Below are 19879 nucleotides of genomic sequence, written 5' to 3'. Positions count from 1 at the left end.
GGAGGAGCAGGCGTGGAGGTCGGGATTCTATTTAAAATCGGGGCAGTCGGGATTCTGGTATCGGTCCTGTGCCAGGTATTAAAACACAGCGGCCGGGAAGAACAGGCATTTCTTGCAAGCCTTGCCGGTCTTGTGCTGGTGCTGTTCTGGATTCTTCCCTATATTTCCGCGCTGTTTGAGGACATCAAACAACTGTTTACAATTTAAGAGCAGGGAGAAAAAACGGAGGGGATCATATGGATATACTTCGGATCGCTGCGCTTGGCACGGCGGGCGTGCTGCTTGGAATCACAGTAAAGGGAGCAAAGCCGGAATTTGCCCTTCTTGTGACGGTCGGTGCCGGCCTCTGCATTCTTGCCGGGACCGTCGGAAAAATGCAGTATCTGCTCGGCATGCTCGCACAAATGAAATCGTATCTCCCGGTGGACTCATCGTATCTGAATACGCTGCTGAAAATGCTTGGGATCACGTATGTGGGACAGTTTTCCGCCGGGATCTGTAAGGATGCGGGCTATTCTTCCATTGCAGGGCAGATTGAACTGTTCGCCCGCCTGGCGGTCCTTGCCGTCAGTATGCCAGTGCTGCTCGCTCTGCTGGAAACGGTTCATGATTTTCTGTAAAAAAGCCGGATGGGGCATGGCGCTGCTTTTTCTGTGTCTCATTTTCGGAACGGGAAGAACGCAGAAAATCGAAGCAGCGGTACAAAACGTGTCGGAGAGCCTGGAAGAAGAATCACGTTTGGACACCGTAGGAACAGATCAGGAGACGGAGCGTGCGGCGGTCAGAGAAAAGAAAGGACAGCAGGAGAAAGAAGCGGGGGATACCGAAACGGATCAGGCAGCAGCAGCGCAGGACGAACTTCTTGCAGAACTCGACTTCGATGCAATCCAGCAGGAAGTGGACAGCCTGCTGTCCAGCCAGCAGTTTTCTTTTGCCGGTACGGTGCATTCTCTTTTGCAGGATGGCGATCCCTTCCGCACCTTCCGTGCCGGAAATGCCGTTCTCTCCTGTGCCAAAACAGCATTCCTTGCGCAGAAGGGGCTGATGAAGGAGCTGTTTCTCCTCGTTCTGGCAGGCGCGGTGCTCGGCAGTTTTTCCTCTCTCTTTGAGGGAAAACAGGTCAGGGACGCCAGTTTTTATATGGTCTATCTGCTTGCGCTTGCACTGATTCTGAAAAATTTCCAGTCGAGCGGGGAAAACCTGAAAGCTGTCATCACATCGCTGGTCGCTTTTATGCGGATCCTGACGCCATCCTACTATCTGGCGGCCGCGGCCGCCGGGGGCGCATCATCAGCCGTGATGTTTTATCAGATGCTCCTTCTAGTGATTCTGGCTGTCGAAAAGCTTCTGCTCGCCCTCGTCCTCCCGATGATCCATATCTATCTGCTCATCGCCCTTGTAAACGATCTTTCCGGCGAGGAGATTTTGTCCCATATGACAGAGCTGCTGGAAACCTGCGTGAACGGCCTTTTAAAATCGTCGCTCGGCGTACTTGTGGGAATGCAGATGATCCGGAATCTGATCGCACCGGCGCTCGATTCCCTGCGGCAGATGGCACTCTGGCGGACTGCCGGAATGATTCCCGGCATCGGAAATGCGGTGAATGCTGTAACCGAGTTGGTGGCAGGCTCCGCGGTGCTGATCCGCAACTGCTTTGGCGTGACGGCAATGCTGGTACTGCTCGCAGCAGGCATGGTTCCCGCCGTTCAGCTTCTCGTTTCGGGTCTTTCCTTCCGCCTTCTCGCCGCGGCGGCGCAGCCCGTCTCGGACAAGCGGATCGCGGGATGTCTTGCGGCGGCAGGAAAAGGATATGCGATGCTTCTGCGTCTCCTTCTGACCGTAGAAGTCCTGTTTTTGCTGACGATTGCAATCCTGGCGGGAACTTTTTCCTAGAGCGTGTCTGAAAAAGGCTTTTCGCAAACTGGGGCTTGCAGATTGCGGAAATGATTTTTCAAACATGCTCTAGCGTGTAGTTGGGCAGGCAGCGGCGGGAGGCGGCATGGTAGAAGAGATTCTGCAGTGGCTTAAGAATATTTCAATTTTTCTGATTTTTATGACAACTGTGCTGAACCTGATCCCGGAGAAGGAGGACAAGAAGCCGGTTCAGTTTTTTCTTGGAATTGTGATGGTACTGATTTTTTTCCAGCCCGTGCTAAAAGCGGGAGGTTTGGAGCAGAAAATGGCGCAGACGCTCGACCGTCTGACGCTGGAAGAGGAGGCAGCAGCAATGGAAAATGTACAGATTCGTGCAGAAAGCTTTGAAAAACAGTATTACGTGGGCGCCTGGGAAAAAGAGACGGAGCGCCAGATCCGGATGTATCTGTCAGAGAGCGGCATTCCGGGGGCAGCCGTTTCGGTAACGCTGGAGCCGGGAAACACCGGTGAGGCAAAAGAGATCCGCATTGAAGCGCCGATGCGGCAGACGAGCATTTACCGCGAAGAACAGAAAAAACAGCGGGAAATGCTCGATGAAAAGCTGACAGAGATCAAAAGTGTTTTAAGTGAGGTCTACGGAACCGATCCGGCGCATATTATGGTAGAGATTTCGGAATAGGCCTATGAGGGAAAAGGCAGCGGCGTTTTTCCGGAAACAGAAAAAGGAGCAGTGGATGCTGTACTTCCTGCTGGCGGCAATCGGCGTTGTCCTGCTGCTGCCGACGGGAACAAAAAAGACCGGTGAGGAGACAGAACAGCCGCAGGAGACGGCTGCGCGTCCGGCGGGGGATGCGGGACTTTCGGTGCAGGAGGAGATGGAACAGCGCCTTTGTGACGCACTTTCCCAGATGGACGGTGTGGGCGCAGTGCACGTCGTGGTGACGCTGGAATCCACAGGAAAAAAGATTGTGGAAAAAGATGTCCCAACGCGGAGCACAACGGAGGAAAACAAGAAGGGAGAGGAGACCGGAAGCGTTACATCCTCGTCGCAGGATGAGGCAACTGTCTATGAAAAGACACAGAACGGAGCCGAGACACCGTATGTGGTTTCCGAGGAGTACCCGGCGGTGCGCGGCGTGCTCGTTATCGCAGAAGGCGGGGGAAACCCGGTGACGATACAGGAGATTCAGGAGGCCGTGATGGCATTATTTCAGGTGGGCGCAAATAAGATTAAAGTAGTCAAAATGAAGTAAAGGAGTCAAATGCGTGGAAAAATTAGAACAGGAAATGAATGCACCTGAGAAAATGGCAGAGACACCATCGCCGAAAAAGACGGCCGGGAAAAAGAAAAAATTCCGGAAAAATCAGGTCATCATCACCGCCCTTGCGATCATGATTGCCGTCGCCGGATACATCAACTATGCTGACAGTACCCTGTCCACGAAGGAGAAGGCAGACGGAACCACGGCGGATGCCAGCACCGTTTTAAAAGACATCTCCAGCCTGGACACCGACATCACCGACGAGGTGGATGCCGGCACAGCAGGGGACTCGTCGCGGACCGTCACCGAAACGCCGGGAGAGGCAGTCCTTGCCGGGGCATCTACATACATGGCCCAGGCCAGAATCGACCGCGAACAGATCCGTTCCCAGAACAAAGACACCTTAAATGAAATCATCAACAACACCAACCTCTCCGAAACCGAGCGCCAGAGCGCTGTCCAGAGCATGGTGGAAATGACGGAACTCGTAGAAAAAGAGTCAGCAACTGAACTCCTCCTCGAAGCCAAAGGCTTCACCGACGTCGTTGTAAACCTGACCGGCGAAACCGCCGACATCGTCGTTCCGATGAAAGAAGTAACCGAGGAACAGCGTGCCCAGATCGAAGACATCGTAACCCGCAAAACCGGAATCGGCGTAGAAAACATCGTCATCACCCCCATGAGCTCCGCCGCCGACACAGCCGCAGAGGAGAGTGCTCAGTAAATTTTGATATCCACGTAAAAAATCCGGAAACGCAAAATCATGCGTTCCCGGATTTTTTCACGTAATTCTATTTAATTTGCACCATGTGCCGTTCTTGCAACCGTCTGCAGTGCTTTCTTCACCGGCGGCAGCGAGATCAGAATCACCGTCAGCACACCTTCAGCCAGCAGATAGCTGTAGTTGTAAATAATCGGATACAGCGCCTTTAAAGACTGCGGGAAATTCTCCGGCATATAATCCATCCAGTACAGATACCCGCCTAACGTATGGAAAAATCCCCTCGCCAGCACAGCTACAATATACCCGATCAGCAGCCCGTTTTTCTTCTTTCCAAAGAATCCGGCCACACCCAGCGCCGCAAACGCAAACACATAATCACAGCACACCTGGAACAGCGACAGCACATACGGCCCCTGGATAAACTGCAGCAGTCCATAAGCAAAACCAACGAGAATACCCGTCTTCGCCCCATACCAGTTCGCAATCAGCACAATAAACAGCATCGAAAACAACGTAACCGATCCCCCGTACGGCAGCTCAAACACCTTCACATACGAAGTCACAAACGCCAGCGCCATCCCCATCGCACAAAACGCCAGCTTCCTTGCATCCATTCCCGTCCCCTTACTCTTCTGAGCAGAAAGAACCGAAGCAATCACCACCAGCGCCACCATCAGCACCACGCATCCAACATAACCGGCCGTCGTCAGTCCGCCGTCAGCAGTAACAAAAAAACTCATAAAAAAACCTCCTTCGCATTCCGCTTGGAGGGGCTCACATAAAAACGCAGTCCCGAATCACCTCCGAAACCACGTTCCAGCTTCCCTACGCAGGAATTATCCCGTTCAGGTAGTGAGGGTCCGTGAGCTTATCCTTGTCCCACGTTCTCAGCCAAAGGCTCCCCTAGCGTCTTATTATTTTAACGTATCAAAGTATACCAACCTCCCCCTTATTTGTCAACCCGCCCGTTTTTTCACCCAAATACATGTTGACAAGAAGTACATACAAGTGCTATATTACAATTAGTTCAATCATTAAACTAATTGTACGAAAGGAGCACCAAAACAATGCAGATTCTGAAAGTAACAGACGAAGCATTCCGCCAGTACGGCAAAGTCATCAAAGACCTCGACGTCAGCGACATCATCACCGCCATGTCCGAGACCCCATGTCCCGACGACGTAGTCTACGAGCCTTCCATTGAAAGCCTCGAAGCCTGCAAAAGCGCCCAGTCCGTATCCGACAGCCTCTACGGCGGCATGCCGATCCAGATCGGCTACTGCAACGGCCACAACCATTTACTGAACGCCGTAGAATACCACCGCGACAGCGAAATCAACATCGCCGTAACCGACCTGATCCTGATCCTCGGAAAAGAACAGGACATCACCGAAGACCACACCTACGACTCATCCAAAATGGAGGCCTTCTTAATCCCGGCCGGAACCACCATTGAAGTCTACGCAACCACCCTCCACTACGCACCATGCAACGTGGCAGCCAGCGGCTTCAAATGTGTCGTAGTCCTTCCAAAAGGAACCAATACCGACATCACCCTGGAAGAAAAACACACCCCGGAAGACGACCTGCTCTTCGCCAGAAACAAATGGCTCTTAAGCCACCCGGATGCAAACATCGCTGGAAGCGTAGCAGGCATCAAAGGAGAAAACCTCTCGGTAAAATAAAACCAGAGACAAAACCAGAAATCAGAAACACTGCCCCAAAAGAGCAGTTCTGAACATAAAAAGAAACCAAAAACCAAGAAAACCAAAAAAAGGAGGATCTTCAAAAATGATCAACAATACACCGGAAATCAAATTAGGTATCGTTGCAGTAAGCCGTGACTGCTTCCCGAACAGCCTTTCCGAGAACAGAAGAAAAGCAGTCGTAAAAGCATACGACGGAGAAATCTACGAATGTCCAATCATCGTCGAGAATGAAATCGACATGATGAACGCACTCGAAGACCTGAAAAAAGCAGAGTGTGATGCACTTGTTGTATACCTTGGAAACTTCGGACCGGAGACCGAGGAAACCCTGCTTGTAAAATACTTCGACGGACCTTGCATGGTAGTAGCAGCAGCAGAAGAGACCGGCGACGACCTTGTAGGCGGACGCGGCGATGCATACTGCGGCGTTCTGAACGCAAGCTACAACCTGAAACTGCGCAACCTGGACGCATACATTCCGGAGTACCCGGTTGGCGATGCAGAAGACGTAGCAGCCATGATCAAAGATTTCGTACCGGTTGCAACTGCAGTTGTAGCTGTTAAGAACCTGAAAATCATCAGCTTCGGACCGCGTCCGGCCAACTTCCTGGCATGTAACGCACCGATCAAACAGCTGTACAACCTCGGCGTAGAAATCGAAGAGAACTCCGAGCTTGACCTGTTTGAAGCATTCAACAAACACGCAGGCGACGAGAGAATCCCGGCAGTCGTAGAAGATATGGCAAAAGAGCTCGGCGAAGGAAACCTGAAACCGGAAATCCTGCCGAAACTGGCTCAGTACGAGATCACCCTGTTAGACTGGATCGAAGCACACAAAGGCTCCAGAAAATACGTAACCCTGACCGGAAAATGCTGGCCGGCATTCCAGACACAGTTCGGATTCGTTCCCTGCTATGTCAACAGCCGTCTGACCAAGATGGGCATCCCGGTATCCTGTGAGGTAGATATCTACGGAACACTGTCCGAGTTCATCGGAACCGTTGTATCCAAAGACACCGTAACACTCCTCGACATCAACAACACCGTTCCGAAGGATATGTATGAGAGCGAAATCAAAGGCAAATTTGATTACACCTTAAAAGATACCTTCATGGGATTCCACTGCGGAAATACCGCTTCCACCAAACTGGCATTCTGCTCTATGAAATATCAGATGATCATGGCAAGAACCCTTCCGGAAGAAGTAACACAGGGTACCCTCGAGGGAGATATCGTTCCTGGAGACATCACCTTCTATCGTCTGCAGAGCACATCTGACGCAAAACTGCGCGGATACATCGCAGAGGGCGAGGTTCTTCCTGTAGCAACACGTTCCTTCGGAAGCATCGGTATCTTCGCTATTCCGGAGATGGGCAGATTCTACCGTCACGTACTGGTAGAGAAAAACTATCCGCATCACGGCGCAGTAGCATTCGGACACTTCGGAAAACCGTTATTCGAAGTATTCAAAATGCTCGGTGTTGAAGTAGATGAGATCGGCTACAACCAGCCGAAGGGTGTTCGTTACCCGACAGAGAATCCGTGGGGCTAATCCGTTCCGGAAGATTCACTGAAAAATAAGAAAGATATGCAGTAACGCATAAGCAAAAGGGCGGAGCAGAGATCTAGGTCTGCTGCCGCCCTTTTTGAAAAAGAGTAGAAAAAGGAGATTCGACATGTATTTTATTGGTGTTGACCTTGGTACTTCCGCTGTCAAACTGCTTCTGATGGACGAGGAAGGCAAAATTGTAAATATTGTATCGAGAGAGTATCCGCTGTATTTCCCGCATCCAGGCTGGTCTGAGCAGAAACCGGAAGACTGGTGGGAGCAGAGCAAAGAGGGAATCCGCGAGCTGGTAAAAGACGTAGACAAATCCCAGGTAGCCGGCATCAGCTTCGGCGGCCAGATGCATGGCCTTGTCATCCTGGATGAGAACGATAACGTCATCCGCCCGGCGATCCTCTGGAACGACGGCCGTACCGCAAAACAGACCGATTATCTGAACACCGTAATCGGAAAAGAAAAACTCTCCGAGTACACCGCAAACATTGCATTTGCAGGCTTTACCGCACCGAAGATTCTCTGGGTGAAAGAAAATGAGCCGGATAACTTCGAAAAAATCTGCAAAATCATGCTTCCAAAAGATTACCTGGCATACCGTCTCTCCGGCGCATTCGTAAGCGACTACTCCGATGCATCGGGCATGCTTCTAATGGATGTCAAGAACAAATGCTGGTCCAAAGAGATGGCAGAAATCTGCGGTATTTCCCTGGAGATGCTGCCGGAGCTCCATGAGAGCTTTGACGCTGTCGGAACCTTAAAACCGGAAGTAGCAGCAGAACTTGGACTGCCGGAGACCTGTAAAGTTGTAGCAGGAGCCGGAGACAACGCAGCAGCCGCAGTCGGAACCGGAACCGTAGGCGACGGCATGTGCAACGTTTCCCTTGGTACAAGCGGAACCGTATTCATTTCCAGCAACAAATTCGGCGTAGACAGCCACAATGCCCTGCACGCATTCGCACACGCAGACGGCCACTATCACCTGATGGGATGCATGCTGAGTGCAGCTTCCTGCAACAAATGGTGGATGGATGAAATCATCCGCACAAAAGAATATACAAAAGAGCAGGAGAACATCACAAAACTTGGCGAGAATAATGTCTTCTTCCTGCCGTATCTGATGGGCGAGCGTTCCCCGCACAACAACCCGGATGCAAGAGGAACCTTCATCGGCCTGACCATGGACACCACAAGAGAGGATATGACCCAGGCTGTTCTCGAGGGCGTTGCCTTTGCGATCCGCGATTCCTTTGAGGTAGCAAAATCCCTCGGCATCCAGATCGAGAGAACGAAAATCTGCGGAGGCGGTGCAAAGAGCCCGCTGTGGAGACGCATGATCGCAAACGTGCTGAACATCAAAGTGGACCGTATCGAGTCCGAGGAAGGCCCGGCACTTGGCGGAGCCATGCTGGCAGCCGTTGCCTGCGGTGTCTTTTCATCCGTAGAAGAGGCGGCAGAAAAAATTGTTCGTGTGACAGAGACCATCGAGCCGGAACCGGAACTGGTTGAGAAATATGAGCGCCAGTATCAGAAATTTGCAAAGATTTATCCGACCGTAAAAGATCTGTTTACAGAGCTGCTGTAATAAAAAGAGGTAAGAAATAAGATGAAGAAAGTGGAACATGGGAAAACATTTGACCGGAATGCAGCAAACCCGCCGGCGTTTGAAATCTTTCACAACACCGTGACAGAAGGCTATCCGAAGCACTGGCATACCGCAATTGAAATTATCATGCCGACCAGAGGCGAATATGAGGTTGTTGTCGGAAAAGACAGCTATAATCTCAAAGAGGGCGACATCATTATGATCAATTCCGGCGTTGTACACGGAATGAGATTCGTATCCCAGGGAGAACGGATTGTCATGCTGGTGGAACCGGGCTGTGTGGAGAATCAGGAAGAAATGGAAACGATTTTCCTGCGGCTTCCGGCCATCTACTTCAAAAAAGAGGATGAGGAAGATCCCTTCTATCTGTTTCTACGCAGCCAGATTCTGGAACTGGTGCGGGAATACGATAATGAGGGCGCAGTGATGACGCACAGAATCTGCACCGGCCTCAAAGAGCTTTTTTCAGAGTTTGGCCGCAAGGGCTTTTCGGATGCCAACGCGCAGAATACGTTCGGGGCAATGAAGCAGCAGGAATATATAGAGGCTGTTTTAAGCGTCTGCCGTTATATCAATGTCCATTACATGGAGAATCTTTCTCTCGAGGAAGTAGCTGCGGTCAGCGGATTTTCCAAGTTCCACTTTACCAGAATTTTCAAGCAGTACATGAACATGACATTCTATGAGTACCTCAATTCTAAACGCGTCAAACGCGCAGAGGAGCTTCTGTATGACAAAAAGATGAGTATCACGGATGTGGCGATGAATTCCGGATTCTCTTCTTTAAGTGCCTTCAACCGTACCTTCAAGACGGTAAAGGCCTGTTCGCCGAGCGATTACCGCAGACAGCGGGAGTCGATGGTACAGGCTTTGCTGATGCAGGGATAAAAGGACTTGTATTTCACACTTTACTGTGCTAAAATGGTAGTATTCCGAGTTATAAGAATGAGATGGGGACTTAATTTTCGTACAGGAGGGCTTGAAATGAACAAGAAACTTCATTCAGAAGCAGTAGACCAGCTTTTTGAGGCAATTTTGTGTCTGAAGAATAAGGAAGAATGCTATACTTTTTTTGAGGATGTATGCACCATCAATGAACTGCTTTCGCTGTCGCAGCGGTTTGAAGTGGCGAAAATGCTGCGGGAGAAGAGAACGTATCTGGAAATCTCCGAAAAGACGGGAGCATCCACGGCGACGATCAGCCGCGTGAACCGTTCCTTAAGCTATGGAAACGACGGATATGAGATGGTGTTTGAACGGATGGAAAAGAAAGAAAATGTGTAAAATCAAAAAAGACGGTGCGATTCCAACGCAGCCGTCTTTTTTGATTTTACACGTTTGTTCTTAATTTTTCTTTTTCGGATCAGAAGGCGCCGCGAGGGATGCCAGTTCATCCACCATGTGCTCGATCATCTGTTTTTTCAGATAGACATCGAAACTCAGCAGACAGATAAACGAAAAGAGCTGGAGAAATTCCCGGTCCTCCTCCGGTGAGCTGCCGAACATGGACTTGGATACATCCGCTTTTTTCAGAAGATCTTCTTTTACGGATGCAATTTCTTCTTTTTCCATCTGGAAAATTTCGTCGTAGATATCTTTGATGGAAAAGCTGCTCTCCGTGCCGAAATACCGATCGGTGATCGGGGCGAGCAGTGTCTGGATATCCGTGATCGAGAGGATGTTTTTAAAGTAGTAAATAAAAACCAGAAGCATCATGTGCTCCGGCGAATATTTCTTTTTGACCGGCGGCGGGAGCAGCTTGTTTTTTGCATAGTTGTTGATCATTGTTTTTGTCAGAACCTTATCGGACTCGAAACGGCGCGAAGAAGCGAGCTGTGCGTCCATAAAGGTCGTGACCTGGTCCATATATAAAGCAATGTTCGGGATTTCCCCCGGGCGGATGCCTTCGAGAGAATCCAGTGAATTCAGTAAATCATGAAGAATTTTATCTGAGTCTATCGTCATTTGTTATCACCTCACGGTTCCCATTATATAGTTTTTAATACCAGATAGCAAGGACTTTGCGAAAAAAAGTTTCCATGATAAAAATGCAACGTATGTTCGTTCTTACTTGTAACCGGGGCGGATTTGTTATATACTGAGATGCATGTGAAAAGATTCGAAGCAGATGAAGGAGAAAGAACATGAATCAGACAGAAACAGGATTAAACCCGATGCAGATGGAAGCTGTGGAGCACACCGAAGGGCCGCTTCTGATCCTTGCAGGTGCCGGTTCGGGAAAGACGAGGGTACTGACGCACCGCATCGCCTCCCTGATCCGGGACAAAGGCGTCAATCCGTGGAATATTATGGCGATCACCTTTACGAATAAGGCCGCCGGAGAAATGCGTGAGCGTGTCGATAAAATCGTGGGATACGGATCGGAGCGGATCTGGGTCAGCACCTTCCATTCCAGCTGCGTGCGGATTCTGCGCCGCCATGCTGAACGTCTGGGATACGCCAACAATTTTGCAATTTACGATACCGATGACCAGAAATCGCTGATCAAGGACATCATGAAACGGCTCCAGATGGATCCGAAACTGTACCGCGACCGTGCGATCATGGCGGCAATTTCGTCCGCAAAGGATGAGATGATCGAGCCGGACCAGTACCGGATTGACGCGGGAATCGACTGGAAGCTGCAGAAGTATGCGGCAGTTTATGCGGAGTATCAGGCAGAGTTAAAGAAAAACAATGCGATGGACTTCGATGATCTGCTGGTACAGACCGTAAAATTATTCCAGCAGTTTCCGGAAGTGCTCGACTATTATCAGGAGCAGTTCCGCTATATCATGGTCGATGAGTATCAGGATACCAACACGGTTCAGTTCCGCTTTGTGAGCCTTCTGGCGGCAAAATACCGCAATCTCTGCGTTGTCGGCGATGATGACCAGTCGATCTACAAATTCCGCGGGGCGAATATTGAAAATATTCTGAGCTTTGAGCATGTATTCCCGGATGCGAAGGTCATTAAACTGGAGCAGAATTACCGTTCCACGCAGAATATTCTGAATGCGGCAAATGAAGTGATTGCGAATAACCAGGGACGAAAAGCAAAACGCCTGTGGACAGAGAATCCGGAGGGTGACCTGATCGATCTGCGGCAGTTCCAGAGCGGTTTTGAGGAGGCGGAGTACGTGGCAGGAGAAATCACGCGCGGCGTCCGCACGGAGGGAAAGAAGTACCGTGATTATGCAATTCTCTACCGTACCAACGCACAGTCCCGTCTTTTTGAGGAGAAACTGCTGCTTGCAAATGTTCCATATAAAATCGTGGGCGGTGTTAACTTCTATGCGAGACGCGAGATCAAGGATCTGCTGGCGTATCTGCGTGTGATCGAGAACCCGGAGGATGACCTTGCGGTACTGCGTATCATCAACGTTCCGCGGCGCGGTATCGGAGCGGCGACGATCAACAAAGTGCAGGACTGGGAGGCAGAGCAGGGCATCCGTTTCTACGATGCGCTTCTCGAGGCCGAGTATGTGCCGGGGCTGATGCGGTCTTTAAATAAGATTAAATCCTTCACGTCCTTTTTACAGGTACTCCGCGCGAAAGCAGATTATCTGTCGGTCAAAGAGCTGCTGAATGAAATCATCGAGGAGACCGGCTATGTAGCAGATCTGCAGGCGGAGGGAACCGAAGAAGCGGCAGCCCGCATCGAGAACATCGACGAGCTGATTTCAAAGATTGCGGATTATGAGGAGAGCGCCGAACAGCCATCTCTCGGTGGTTTTCTGCAGGAGGTTGCGCTGGTGTCTGATATCGACTCGGTGGATGAGGAGAGCGATTACGTGCTGTTGATGACACTGCATTCCGCAAAAGGACTGGAGTTCCCGAACGTATTCCTTGCCGGCATGGAGGATGGCATTTTCCCGAGCTACATGACGATCACCGGAGATGATCCGTCGGAGCTGGAGGAGGAGCGCCGTCTCTGCTACGTGGGCATCACGCGTGCGATGCAGCATCTGACATTGACGTGTGCGCGCCAGAGAATGATCCGCGGCGAAGTGCAGTACAACAAGATGTCCCGTTTTGTCAAAGAGATTCCGCGGGAGTTGATTTCCCTGGAGCGGGAGCGCGGGGAGATCGAAGACCGGAAGCCGAAGATGGACATTCCGACGAGAGGCAGCGTCTATGCGGCGATGAAGCAGGCATTCCGCGAGAAGCCGCAACAGGCGAAAACCTTCAGCGCGCAGAAGGCGACGAAACTCGATTACGAAATCGGGGATACGGTGCGCCATATCAAGTTCGGTGTCGGCATTGTCACGGATATCGTGGACGGCGGAAGAGATTATGAAGTTACCGTCAACTTCGACCAGGCTGGTACGAAGAAAATGTTTGCTTCGTTTGCAAAACTGAAAAAGTTATAAGGAGAACGAGAGCGTGCCGGAAAATAAAATTCCGGCACGCTCTTTTTTCGACTGATGCGTCAGACGCTCAGGTGGTAATCAGGGTGGAATAGCCGTCGCGGCGCAGGCGGCGTTCCATCAGAATGGCATTTCCGAGCTGGCGGTAAGCGCCGACCTGGACTTTGAAAAAGCCGTCCTCGGCGAGAAGAAAAGCGGGATAGCCCTGGTCGAGAAGGTCGTAAAGCATACGGTCGGCATTCTGGCGGATGCGGAAAAGGCCGGTCTGGACACGGTAGAAGGTTTCCGGTGTATCGGAAGGATTTTCCTGTTCCGGCGGCGTGGGATGGGGCGAAGCGGAAGCAGTGACGGTATCCGCTGTTGAAACGGACGGACGGGCGGCCTCCGTTTCCGCAGCGCGCCGGTCAGCCTCCGTGACCGTCTCGAGATCCAGCGTTCCAAGCACTGCATCCGCGATGGCGCGGGCGATTTCTTCCTGCTTTTCATCGTAGAGCGTATTGTCCTGCTCATTGTTCAGAAAGCCGGTTTCAATCAGAAGAGCCGGCATTTTCGTCCGCCGCAGAACAACAAGCCCTGGCCGTGCCTTGACACCGAGATTCCGGAATCCCAGCTCCGAGAGCGCGCCGTTAATGTTTTCTGCCATTGTCTGTTTGATGCCGGAGTTGTCATAGACAAGCGTTTCCACGCCGGTATACTGGTTCGGTTCCTCCGAAGAATTCCGGTGAAAAGAAATAAAAAAGTCGGCATCCGCCTGATTGGCCATCTGCGCCTTTTCAAACGGCGTCTGATAAACATCGGTTGTGCGGGTATAAATGACAGAGACACCCTGCCGGGAAAGAAGCTCGCCGACCGCGATGGCGAGGGAAAGATTGTCATCCTTTTCCCTGCGTCCCTCATAGACAGCGCCCGGATCACTTCCCCCGTGTCCGGCATCGATTACGATAGTATAGGGCATAAGATCAAAGCTCCTGAAAATACGGTTCTACTTACGATATGAAGAAAGGACGAAAAAGGTTATACTTTTTTTAGTTTTATTTCATTGTATCGTATACGGGCGGTGTGTTAGAATAGGAGATAGCATTAGGAAAGTGTGTCAAAAATCTGCGGAGGATACAAAAGACACACAGATGAGAGTGAGGATTTCATGAAAATTACAATATTCAGTCTGGGGGGACTGCTTGGGCAGTATGTGACCAACACGGCGCTTCTTCACGGCGCACAGGTGACCGCCTACGTGCCGGATGCAAAAGCGATCTGGCCGAGAAAAAATCTGACCGTGATTGAGGGAAGCCTTCAGAACCGGGAACGCGTACTGGAGGCACTGCTGGAAGCGGATGCAGTCATCAGCGTGCTGACTCCGATGCGTGTGAAACATGTAAAAGAAGAGGAGACACCGCTGGCTGACGGAAACGCGATGATTCTCTCGGCCATGAAGCAGCTTGGAAAAACGCGGTTTGTGACGGTAGGCCATGTCTGCATTCATGCGTTTGGAGACTGCGAGGACAAATACCAGAGAATGAGTACGAAATTCATGCAGATTTTCTGGCCAGGTGTCTATAAAGATATGCAGAAGATGGGACAGGTTCTGGCACGGAGCGATCTGAACTGGACACTGGTGCGGACGTGTCAGGGAAGAGACGGGAAAGTGAAAAAGGTAGGGCAGAACTGCAGTATTTCGCTGGACGGCAGCCAGTTCCGGCCTGGATACTCGAGAGAGGCCCTGGCGGAATTTCTGTACGAGGCGGCCGCCGATCAGCAGATGTACAGCAGAAAAATGCCCATTTTTTACAGAGAGGGGTAAGAATGGATTTTTCAATTTTATATGCACTGCAGCATCTTCACAATGCAGTGCTCGATCGGGTGATGGTGGGAATCACTTCACTTGGAAATGCGGGATGGATCTGGATTGCGCTGACCGCCGTTTTCTTAATCCTTCCGAAATACCGGAAATGCGGTGTAAGAATGGCGATCGCGCTGATTTTAGATTTGATTTTATGTAATCTGGTGTTAAAGCCGCTGGCAGCGCGCCCGCGTCCGTGCTGGATTGACGAGCAGGTAAAGCTGCTGGTTGCCGCTCCGAAGGACTATTCCTTCCCATCGGGCCATTCGGCAGCCTCGTTTGCGGCGGCAGTCTCTATTTTTGTGATGCACAAAAAAGAAGGAGCTGCCGCACTGATTCTGGCCTGCCTGATTGCATTTTCCAGACTGTATCTGTTTGTGCATTTCCCGACCGATGTCCTGGCGGGAATTGCGGTTGGTTTTATCTGTGCTTTTCTGGCTGCGAAGATCCAGAACGGTTTTCTTCTTCGTTCTCGAGGTCGATAAAACGGAACGAAAGCATCAGATACAGAATTTCATCCGGGCTGGAAAGATCAGATTCTAAAATTTCCTTGATCTTTTCCAGGCGGTAGAGCAGGGTACTGCGGTGGATAAAAAGCTCACGCGCCGTCTGGACGACATTGCAGTGGTTGTCCAGATAGCAGCGGAGCGTCCGCATATAGTCACTGCCGGAGCTGTCGTCGTGCTCCTGCAGAAAGAGAAGTCTCTCATGGCACAGCATGTAGCCTGGGAGCTTTTTTGTTGCCTGATCGAGGATGTAGTCAAACGAGATATCGTTGAACGGATGCATCCGCTTGTCGGGATATTTTCGCGTGCCGAACTGCAGGGCGATTTTTGCCTGGATATACTGGCGGCGCAGATTCATGTGGCCGTTCATGCAGCGCGAAAAGCCGGCATTTAAGGAACTGTCCTCCACAAAGTGCACCATGCGTTCCATCAGATCGGTCATGGAAAAATCGGACAGCGTGAGGTTAAAGAACGCAACGATACCGCCGCCGTGCGGAAACGCGGAGCAGCCGGTCAGAATATTTTCCAGATAGGCGCAGACCGAGTTTGCCGTCAGGTTTTTCTGATCCATATCGGAGAGCTGCAGATAGAGGCAGCAGTAGGTGTGGCGGGAATGCCAGCCGAGCGCATCGAGAGCCTGGCTGACCGCAATATAGTCGGCCATCCGGTCGTCGAGGGCACGGAGCAGCACAGTGTGAAGCGACTGCGCCGGCGAGGTTTTCTGCATCACATTGTGCAGGAAGGCGTGATGGATCATTTCTGCAAGAAATTCAAGAAGAAAGCCTTCGGAATCAGAAAGATCCTTTTTCGTGTCGAGGAGCAGCAGGCGGTAGGCGCTCTGACCATGCTGCGTGATGTTGACGCAGAGGGAACCAAGTCCCGTTACGTGATCCGGAAAGCGGAACCATCCATCGAGATCGCGGACGGACGCGTATTCGCTGCTTTCTGTCAAGGAGAGCAGAAGCGGGCGCGTTGCATCGAGGGAGCCAAACACCTTCTCGGGAAAAAAGGAAGGTTCTTCGGACGCTGCGGCGATGATGGAAAAATCCATGCCGACCACCATCAGGGGGTGGGCAAAAACAGGCAGGGAGAGATTTAAAAGATGCTGGATCGATTTTCCGTCGAGCCGTGCCTGCATCAGCTCCTTCTGCCAGGAATCGTACGTCCAGAAAAGCTCCTGCAGGAACGAAAAAACAGCGGATACGCTGCTCTTAACGGCGATCGAAACCGGAGCCGGAAGTTCCTCCGGCAGTTCTTCGGTACAGAGAAGAAAAAGGGAGCTGCTTTCTTCCGGGAGGGAGGAAAGAGAGCCGATCTGTTCTTCTGTGCAGAGAAAGACACGGTGCGCAGTGGCTGCGGAGCCTGTCTGATAAAGAACAGGCAGCTCCAGTGTGCCGGAGAGCGGCAGGTTTTCCGGTGCAAGAACCGAAAAAGCGCTGCTTAGTTTATAAGCGAGAAATGCGGGGGAGAGCTTCATCTTATCATCCTCCCTGCGCGTGTCATATCGTAAAAATTCATAAAAACCTCCTCAGAAATGAGTGACGTTCTGCGGACGAAACCGCGGTACTTTTTATTTTAGCAGAACAAAAAGGTCTGTCAAGAAAGAAAAGACAGGGGTGCGGGAATTTTTACGGCGGCAACAAGTTAAGATTTTGTGAAGATAGTTGTGGTTTGCGGGGAAAACTGCTACAATATGGCTGATTTGGTTACTGTTCACTCAGCAGTGAAACACTTGTTGTTTCGCTGCGTAAGAACATGATTCAGGTGATTTGAAGTGGTTTTTTACAGAAGAAAAAGGAAGGTATGACTTTGATGTATCATATTATAGTAAATAAAAAATCGCGGTCGGGGCGCGGCGAAAAGCTGTGGCCGGTGATTGAGGGCGAGCTTGAGCGGCGCAGAACGGAATTTCGTGTATATCCGACAAAGTATCACGGAAGCGCACGGGAGACGGCAGCACGACTGACCGCGAAAGGGGTATGGAATCCCGATGATGTCCTTCTGACGATCGGCGGAGACGGTACGGCGAATGAGGCGGTCGATGGAATCACCAGCCTGTCGGATGTAAAGTTCGGTTATATTCCAACGGGAAGCGGCAACGATTTTGCGCGCGGTGCCGGAATTCCCTCCGATCCGCTGCAGGCGCTGGAAGCTGTGCTGAAAGGGGAGGAAAAGGAGATCAACATTGGAACGGCGCTTCTTGGCAGCCAAAAGCGGAGATTTCTCGTCAGCACCGGCATCGGTTTTGATGCAGGCATCTGCCACGAGGCGCTGGCATCAAAAATCAAGAATACGCTGAACCGGCTGCATCTGGGAAAACTTACGTATGTGATGATTGCACTGCGGCAGCTCTTTTATCTCGAACCGTTCACGCTGGATGCAGCTCTGGAAAACGGAGAACACCGTTCGTTTGAAAATGTTCTTTTTGCAGTGGCAATGAATTTTCCGTACGAAGGCGGCGGCTTCTGCTTCTGCCCGGAGGCGGACGGGACGGATGATCTGCTCGACGTGATGGTGGTTTCCAATCTTGCCAAATGGAAAGTCAGCTATCTTCTGCCGATGGCGCTGTTTGGACGCCACACGGGATTTCCTGAGGTACATATGGAGCGGTGCAGCAGCCTTTCCTTTCAGACAGACCGCGCGGAACCGGTCCACCTGGACGGAGAATCGGGCGGACACCGCACGGAGGAAAGGATCGGACTGGAAACGGAGCGTCTCCGCCTTTTGGGCGGCTGGGTGAAAGAAGGGATGGAAAGATGATGTTCTGGATCATATTTTTTGCAGTGCTTGCCGTCCTGGCAGCAGGTTATTTCTTTTCCATTCTGCCGGCTACATCGAGACGGCAGGAATGTCTGAAATTTGCGGAATGGAATTATGCGCACCGCGGTCTGTGGAACGCGGCGGAGGGAGTTCCGGAGAATTCTCTTCCGGCTTTTGCCCGCGCGGCAGAGCAGGGATATGCCATCGAGCTGGATATTCAGATCACAAAGGATGGCCGGATTGTGGTGTTCCACGACGACACGATGAAGCGGATGTGTGGAAACGAGGGAAAAATCAGCGATTATACGTATGAGGAACTCCAGCAGTTCCATCTGGGCGACAGCACGGAAAAGATTCCGCTGCTTCGTGAGGTACTGCAGACGGTAGACGGCCGCGTGCCGCTTTTAATCGAAATCAAGATGCCGGGACTTTCCACGGCGGTCTGTGCGGGATTTCAGAAGGAGATGGAGGGGTACACCGGTATGTTCTGCATGGAATCCTTCAACAGCCTGGCCCTCCGCTGGTGCCGCCGCCACATGCCGCAGACGTTGCGCGGCCAGCTTTCCGGCCGTTTTTCAAAGGATGATAAGGTGCATCTGATCCTGCGGATAATGGCGCGTCATCTGATGCTGAATTTTATCGGGAAACCGGATTTTATCGCCTACGACCACCGCTATGCCGACTGCCCGGGCTTCCTGATCGACCGTATGCTGTTTCGGACACCGGCATTTGCATGGACGGTAAAAGATGAGCATGTATATAACCGGACACGGAAAAAATTCGACGCGGCGATCTTTGAACATTTCCATCCCAAGGACGGTTTTCAGAAACCGATGAATTGTTTCTTAAAAAATAATAAAGCTTATTGACTTCGGTTTTCGGTGTGCTATAATTTCAGCAGGTTGAAGAGAAAAACCTCGTCAGAAAAGTGGAGGGAAACTATGAAGATAATAAAAAAATATAAGCATTTTCTTCCGGTAGTGGTTTATGGTATTTTCTATCTGAAATGTTTTCAATATCTGGAAACTCACATTACGAAAGGTTATCATCTGATTCATACTCCGTTTGATGATATGATTCCGTTCTGTGAGTTTTTTGTGATTCCTTATTTTATGTGGTTTGGATATATTGCATGGTCTGTCCTTTATTTCGGCTTCTGCAACAAGAACCGCAGAGAATATTATCAGCTGATTATCAACCTGGGAATCGGAATGACGGCGTTCCTCGTGATCTCCTATCTGTACCCGAACGGCCAGAACCTGCGCCCGACGGTATTCCCACGGGAGAACATTTTCACGGATCTGGTCAGAGGCCTTTACCTGACAGACACACCGACCAACGTATTCCCAAGTATTCACGTATATAATTCCGTAGCCGTAGCTGTTGCCGTAGAACACAGCGAGCAGCTCAAAAACCGCCCGGTATTCCGAAACGTCTGCCTGGGCCTGACGGTGCTGATTGTGTTTTCGACCATGTTTTTAAAACAGCACTCCGTATCGGATGTGTGCTGTGCGCTTGTTATGAATGCGGGAACCTGTATGCTGCTGTACCGGCCGGCAAAGGCGGGAAATGCATTGCGGACACGGGAGAAAAAAGCGAAATATAGAATGTAAAAACGGAAACGGACGGCCCGCGCACCAGAAAGTGCGCGGGCCTGACGGTTTAG

General features: G+C 51.0%; 21 protein-coding genes, 1 pseudogene and 1 riboswitch. Of the genes and pseudogenes, 18 read left to right on the top strand and 4 right to left on the bottom strand.

The window, feature by feature from the left end; translation table 11 throughout:
* The first annotated feature begins 12 nt into the window (after positions 1-12).
* From spoIIIAC to DXD92_RS15535, 7 genes and pseudogenes are all read left to right on the top strand, one after another.
* Complete coding sequence (gene spoIIIAC / locus DXD92_RS15560) at positions 13-207, top strand: stage III sporulation protein AC (protein ID WP_022463192.1); 195 nt, start codon at positions 13-15, stop codon at positions 205-207.
* Between the two features lie 29 nt (positions 208-236).
* Positions 237-620, top strand: coding sequence for a SpoIIIAC/SpoIIIAD family protein (locus tag DXD92_RS15555; protein WP_055221401.1), 384 nt, complete (start codon positions 237-239; stop codon positions 618-620).
* The gene (locus DXD92_RS15550; protein WP_158581796.1) at positions 607-1893 is read left to right on the top strand and encodes a stage III sporulation protein AE; all 1287 of its coding nucleotides are present in this window, start codon (positions 607-609) and stop codon (positions 1891-1893) included. Before DXD92_RS15555 ends, DXD92_RS15550 begins: the two co-directional genes overlap by 14 nt.
* Before the next feature lie 23 nt (positions 1894-1916).
* Positions 1917-1973: pseudogene (locus DXD92_RS19745) on the top strand (DUF6783 domain-containing protein); the annotation flags it as partial.
* Between the two features lie 26 nt (positions 1974-1999).
* Complete coding sequence (locus tag DXD92_RS15545) at positions 2000-2554, top strand: stage III sporulation protein AF (protein ID WP_022463195.1); 555 nt, start codon at positions 2000-2002, stop codon at positions 2552-2554.
* Between the two features lie 4 nt (positions 2555-2558).
* Positions 2559-3128: a hypothetical protein gene (locus tag DXD92_RS15540; protein ID WP_055264760.1), complete on the top strand. Its 570-nt coding sequence runs from the start codon at positions 2559-2561 to the stop codon at positions 3126-3128.
* 13 nt (positions 3129-3141) lie between these two features.
* A complete protein-coding gene (locus DXD92_RS15535) occupies positions 3142-3861 on the top strand; it encodes a SpoIIIAH-like family protein (RefSeq protein ID WP_238033485.1) in 720 nt (239 codons plus the stop codon).
* A 71-nt stretch (positions 3862-3932) separates the two neighbouring features.
* Here the strand turns inward: DXD92_RS15535 and DXD92_RS15530 are convergent, their stop codons facing one another.
* Positions 3933-4601 (bottom strand): energy-coupled thiamine transporter ThiT, encoded by a 669-nt coding sequence (locus tag DXD92_RS15530; RefSeq protein ID WP_055221407.1) that lies wholly within the window; start codon positions 4599-4601, stop codon positions 3933-3935.
* Positions 4602-4666: 65 nt separating this feature from the next.
* Positions 4667-4776: riboswitch (TPP riboswitch) on the bottom strand.
* Positions 4777-4928: 152 nt separating this feature from the next.
* On the opposite strand from DXD92_RS15530, the gene DXD92_RS15525 reads away from it, so the two are divergent.
* The 5 genes from DXD92_RS15525 (at position 4929) to DXD92_RS15505 (ending at position 10021) form a co-directional block, all read left to right on the top strand.
* Positions 4929-5546, top strand: coding sequence for a DUF4867 family protein (locus DXD92_RS15525; RefSeq protein ID WP_055221409.1), 618 nt, complete (start codon positions 4929-4931; stop codon positions 5544-5546).
* A gap of 109 nt (positions 5547-5655) precedes the next feature.
* Positions 5656-7122, top strand: a complete 1467-nt coding sequence (locus tag DXD92_RS15520; RefSeq protein WP_117802543.1) for an L-fucose/L-arabinose isomerase family protein — start codon at positions 5656-5658, stop codon at positions 7120-7122.
* A gap of 124 nt (positions 7123-7246) precedes the next feature.
* A complete protein-coding gene (gene xylB, locus DXD92_RS15515) occupies positions 7247-8716 on the top strand; it encodes a xylulokinase (RefSeq protein WP_117802512.1) in 1470 nt (489 codons plus the stop codon).
* A 21-nt stretch (positions 8717-8737) separates the two neighbouring features.
* The gene (locus tag DXD92_RS15510) at positions 8738-9625 is read left to right on the top strand and encodes an AraC family transcriptional regulator (protein ID WP_117510257.1); all 888 of its coding nucleotides are present in this window, start codon (positions 8738-8740) and stop codon (positions 9623-9625) included.
* A 96-nt stretch (positions 9626-9721) separates the two neighbouring features.
* Complete coding sequence (locus DXD92_RS15505) at positions 9722-10021, top strand: YerC/YecD family TrpR-related protein (protein WP_022463203.1); 300 nt, start codon at positions 9722-9724, stop codon at positions 10019-10021.
* Positions 10022-10081: 60 nt separating this feature from the next.
* On the opposite strand, the gene DXD92_RS15500 is transcribed toward DXD92_RS15505, so the two are convergent.
* On the bottom strand, positions 10082-10702 hold the full coding sequence (locus DXD92_RS15500; protein WP_118640972.1) for a DUF1836 domain-containing protein: 621 nt from the start codon (positions 10700-10702) through the stop codon (positions 10082-10084).
* A 179-nt stretch (positions 10703-10881) separates the two neighbouring features.
* On the opposite strand from DXD92_RS15500, the gene pcrA reads away from it, so the two are divergent.
* Positions 10882-13110: a DNA helicase PcrA gene (gene pcrA, locus DXD92_RS15495; protein ID WP_055228510.1), complete on the top strand. Its 2229-nt coding sequence runs from the start codon at positions 10882-10884 to the stop codon at positions 13108-13110.
* Between the two features lie 67 nt (positions 13111-13177).
* Here pcrA and DXD92_RS15490 read toward each other — a convergent pair whose 3' ends face one another.
* Entirely contained in the window at positions 13178-14062 is an 885-nt protein-coding gene (locus tag DXD92_RS15490) for an N-acetylmuramoyl-L-alanine amidase (protein WP_117802510.1), read from the bottom strand.
* Positions 14063-14251: 189 nt separating this feature from the next.
* Between DXD92_RS15490 and DXD92_RS15485 the strand changes: the two genes are divergently transcribed.
* Together DXD92_RS15485 and DXD92_RS15480 are read left to right on the top strand one after the other, a co-directional pair.
* Positions 14252-14908 (top strand): NAD(P)-dependent oxidoreductase, encoded by a 657-nt coding sequence (locus tag DXD92_RS15485; protein WP_147399310.1) that lies wholly within the window; start codon positions 14252-14254, stop codon positions 14906-14908.
* A 2-nt stretch (positions 14909-14910) separates the two neighbouring features.
* The gene (locus DXD92_RS15480) at positions 14911-15432 is read left to right on the top strand and encodes a phosphatase PAP2 family protein (protein WP_055268201.1); all 522 of its coding nucleotides are present in this window, start codon (positions 14911-14913) and stop codon (positions 15430-15432) included.
* Here the strand turns inward: DXD92_RS15480 and DXD92_RS15475 are convergent.
* Positions 15368-16930 (bottom strand): PucR family transcriptional regulator, encoded by a 1563-nt coding sequence (locus tag DXD92_RS15475; protein WP_117510252.1) that lies wholly within the window; start codon positions 16928-16930, stop codon positions 15368-15370. The genes DXD92_RS15480 and DXD92_RS15475 overlap by 65 nt on opposite strands.
* Positions 16931-17265: 335 nt before the next feature.
* Between DXD92_RS15475 and DXD92_RS15470 the strand changes: the two genes are divergently transcribed.
* From DXD92_RS15470 to DXD92_RS15460, 3 genes are all read left to right on the top strand, one after another.
* Positions 17266-18213 (top strand): diacylglycerol/lipid kinase family protein, encoded by a 948-nt coding sequence (locus DXD92_RS15470; protein WP_158581795.1) that lies wholly within the window; start codon positions 17266-17268, stop codon positions 18211-18213.
* Entirely contained in the window at positions 18210-19082 is an 873-nt protein-coding gene (locus DXD92_RS15465) for a glycerophosphodiester phosphodiesterase family protein (protein ID WP_022463211.1), read from the top strand. The genes DXD92_RS15470 and DXD92_RS15465 overlap by 4 nt, the downstream gene beginning before the upstream one ends.
* Positions 19083-19154: 72 nt before the next feature.
* The gene (locus DXD92_RS15460; protein ID WP_117802507.1) at positions 19155-19826 is read left to right on the top strand and encodes a phosphatase PAP2 family protein; all 672 of its coding nucleotides are present in this window, start codon (positions 19155-19157) and stop codon (positions 19824-19826) included.
* The last annotated feature ends 53 nt before the right edge of the window (positions 19827-19879 follow it).

The organism is Blautia sp. TM10-2, assembly GCF_003480845.1.
In the GTDB taxonomy this organism is placed as follows: Bacteria; Bacillota; Clostridia; order Lachnospirales; family Lachnospiraceae; genus Fusicatenibacter; species Fusicatenibacter saccharivorans.
Note: the sequence above shows the minus strand (reverse complement) of the source record. Positions and strands in the feature narration are given on the sequence as shown.

What these genes read in the sequence shown, in the direction of transcription:
- DXD92_RS15465 (WP_022463211.1), top strand. Translation starts at nt 18,210, where the DNA reads ATGATGTTCTGGATCATATTTTTTGCAGTGCTTGCCGTCCTGGCAGCA.
- DXD92_RS15510 (WP_117510257.1), top strand. Translation starts at nt 8,738, where the DNA reads ATGAAGAAAGTGGAACATGGGAAAACATTTGACCGGAATGCAGCAAAC.
- DXD92_RS15480 (WP_055268201.1), top strand. Translation starts at nt 14,911, where the DNA reads ATGGATTTTTCAATTTTATATGCACTGCAGCATCTTCACAATGCAGTG.
- DXD92_RS15460 (WP_117802507.1), top strand. Translation starts at nt 19,155, where the DNA reads ATGAAGATAATAAAAAAATATAAGCATTTTCTTCCGGTAGTGGTTTAT.
- DXD92_RS15490 (WP_117802510.1), bottom strand. Translation starts at nt 14,062, where the DNA reads ATGCCCTATACTATCGTAATCGATGCCGGACACGGGGGAAGTGATCCG.
- DXD92_RS15540 (WP_055264760.1), top strand. Translation starts at nt 2,559, where the DNA reads ATGAGGGAAAAGGCAGCGGCGTTTTTCCGGAAACAGAAAAAGGAGCAG.
- DXD92_RS15545 (WP_022463195.1), top strand. Translation starts at nt 2,000, where the DNA reads ATGGTAGAAGAGATTCTGCAGTGGCTTAAGAATATTTCAATTTTTCTG.
- DXD92_RS15485 (WP_147399310.1), top strand. Translation starts at nt 14,252, where the DNA reads ATGAAAATTACAATATTCAGTCTGGGGGGACTGCTTGGGCAGTATGTG.
- DXD92_RS15475 (WP_117510252.1), bottom strand. Translation starts at nt 16,930, where the DNA reads ATGAAGCTCTCCCCCGCATTTCTCGCTTATAAACTAAGCAGCGCTTTT.
- pcrA (WP_055228510.1), top strand. Translation starts at nt 10,882, where the DNA reads ATGAATCAGACAGAAACAGGATTAAACCCGATGCAGATGGAAGCTGTG.
- DXD92_RS15470 (WP_158581795.1), top strand. Translation starts at nt 17,266, where the DNA reads ATGTATCATATTATAGTAAATAAAAAATCGCGGTCGGGGCGCGGCGAA.
- DXD92_RS15500 (WP_118640972.1), bottom strand. Translation starts at nt 10,702, where the DNA reads ATGACGATAGACTCAGATAAAATTCTTCATGATTTACTGAATTCACTG.
- DXD92_RS15505 (WP_022463203.1), top strand. Translation starts at nt 9,722, where the DNA reads ATGAACAAGAAACTTCATTCAGAAGCAGTAGACCAGCTTTTTGAGGCA.
- DXD92_RS15525 (WP_055221409.1), top strand. Translation starts at nt 4,929, where the DNA reads ATGCAGATTCTGAAAGTAACAGACGAAGCATTCCGCCAGTACGGCAAA.
- DXD92_RS15550 (WP_158581796.1), top strand. Translation starts at nt 607, where the DNA reads ATGATTTTCTGTAAAAAAGCCGGATGGGGCATGGCGCTGCTTTTTCTG.
- DXD92_RS15555 (WP_055221401.1), top strand. Translation starts at nt 237, where the DNA reads ATGGATATACTTCGGATCGCTGCGCTTGGCACGGCGGGCGTGCTGCTT.
- xylB (WP_117802512.1), top strand. Translation starts at nt 7,247, where the DNA reads ATGTATTTTATTGGTGTTGACCTTGGTACTTCCGCTGTCAAACTGCTT.
- DXD92_RS15530 (WP_055221407.1), bottom strand. Translation starts at nt 4,601, where the DNA reads ATGAGTTTTTTTGTTACTGCTGACGGCGGACTGACGACGGCCGGTTAT.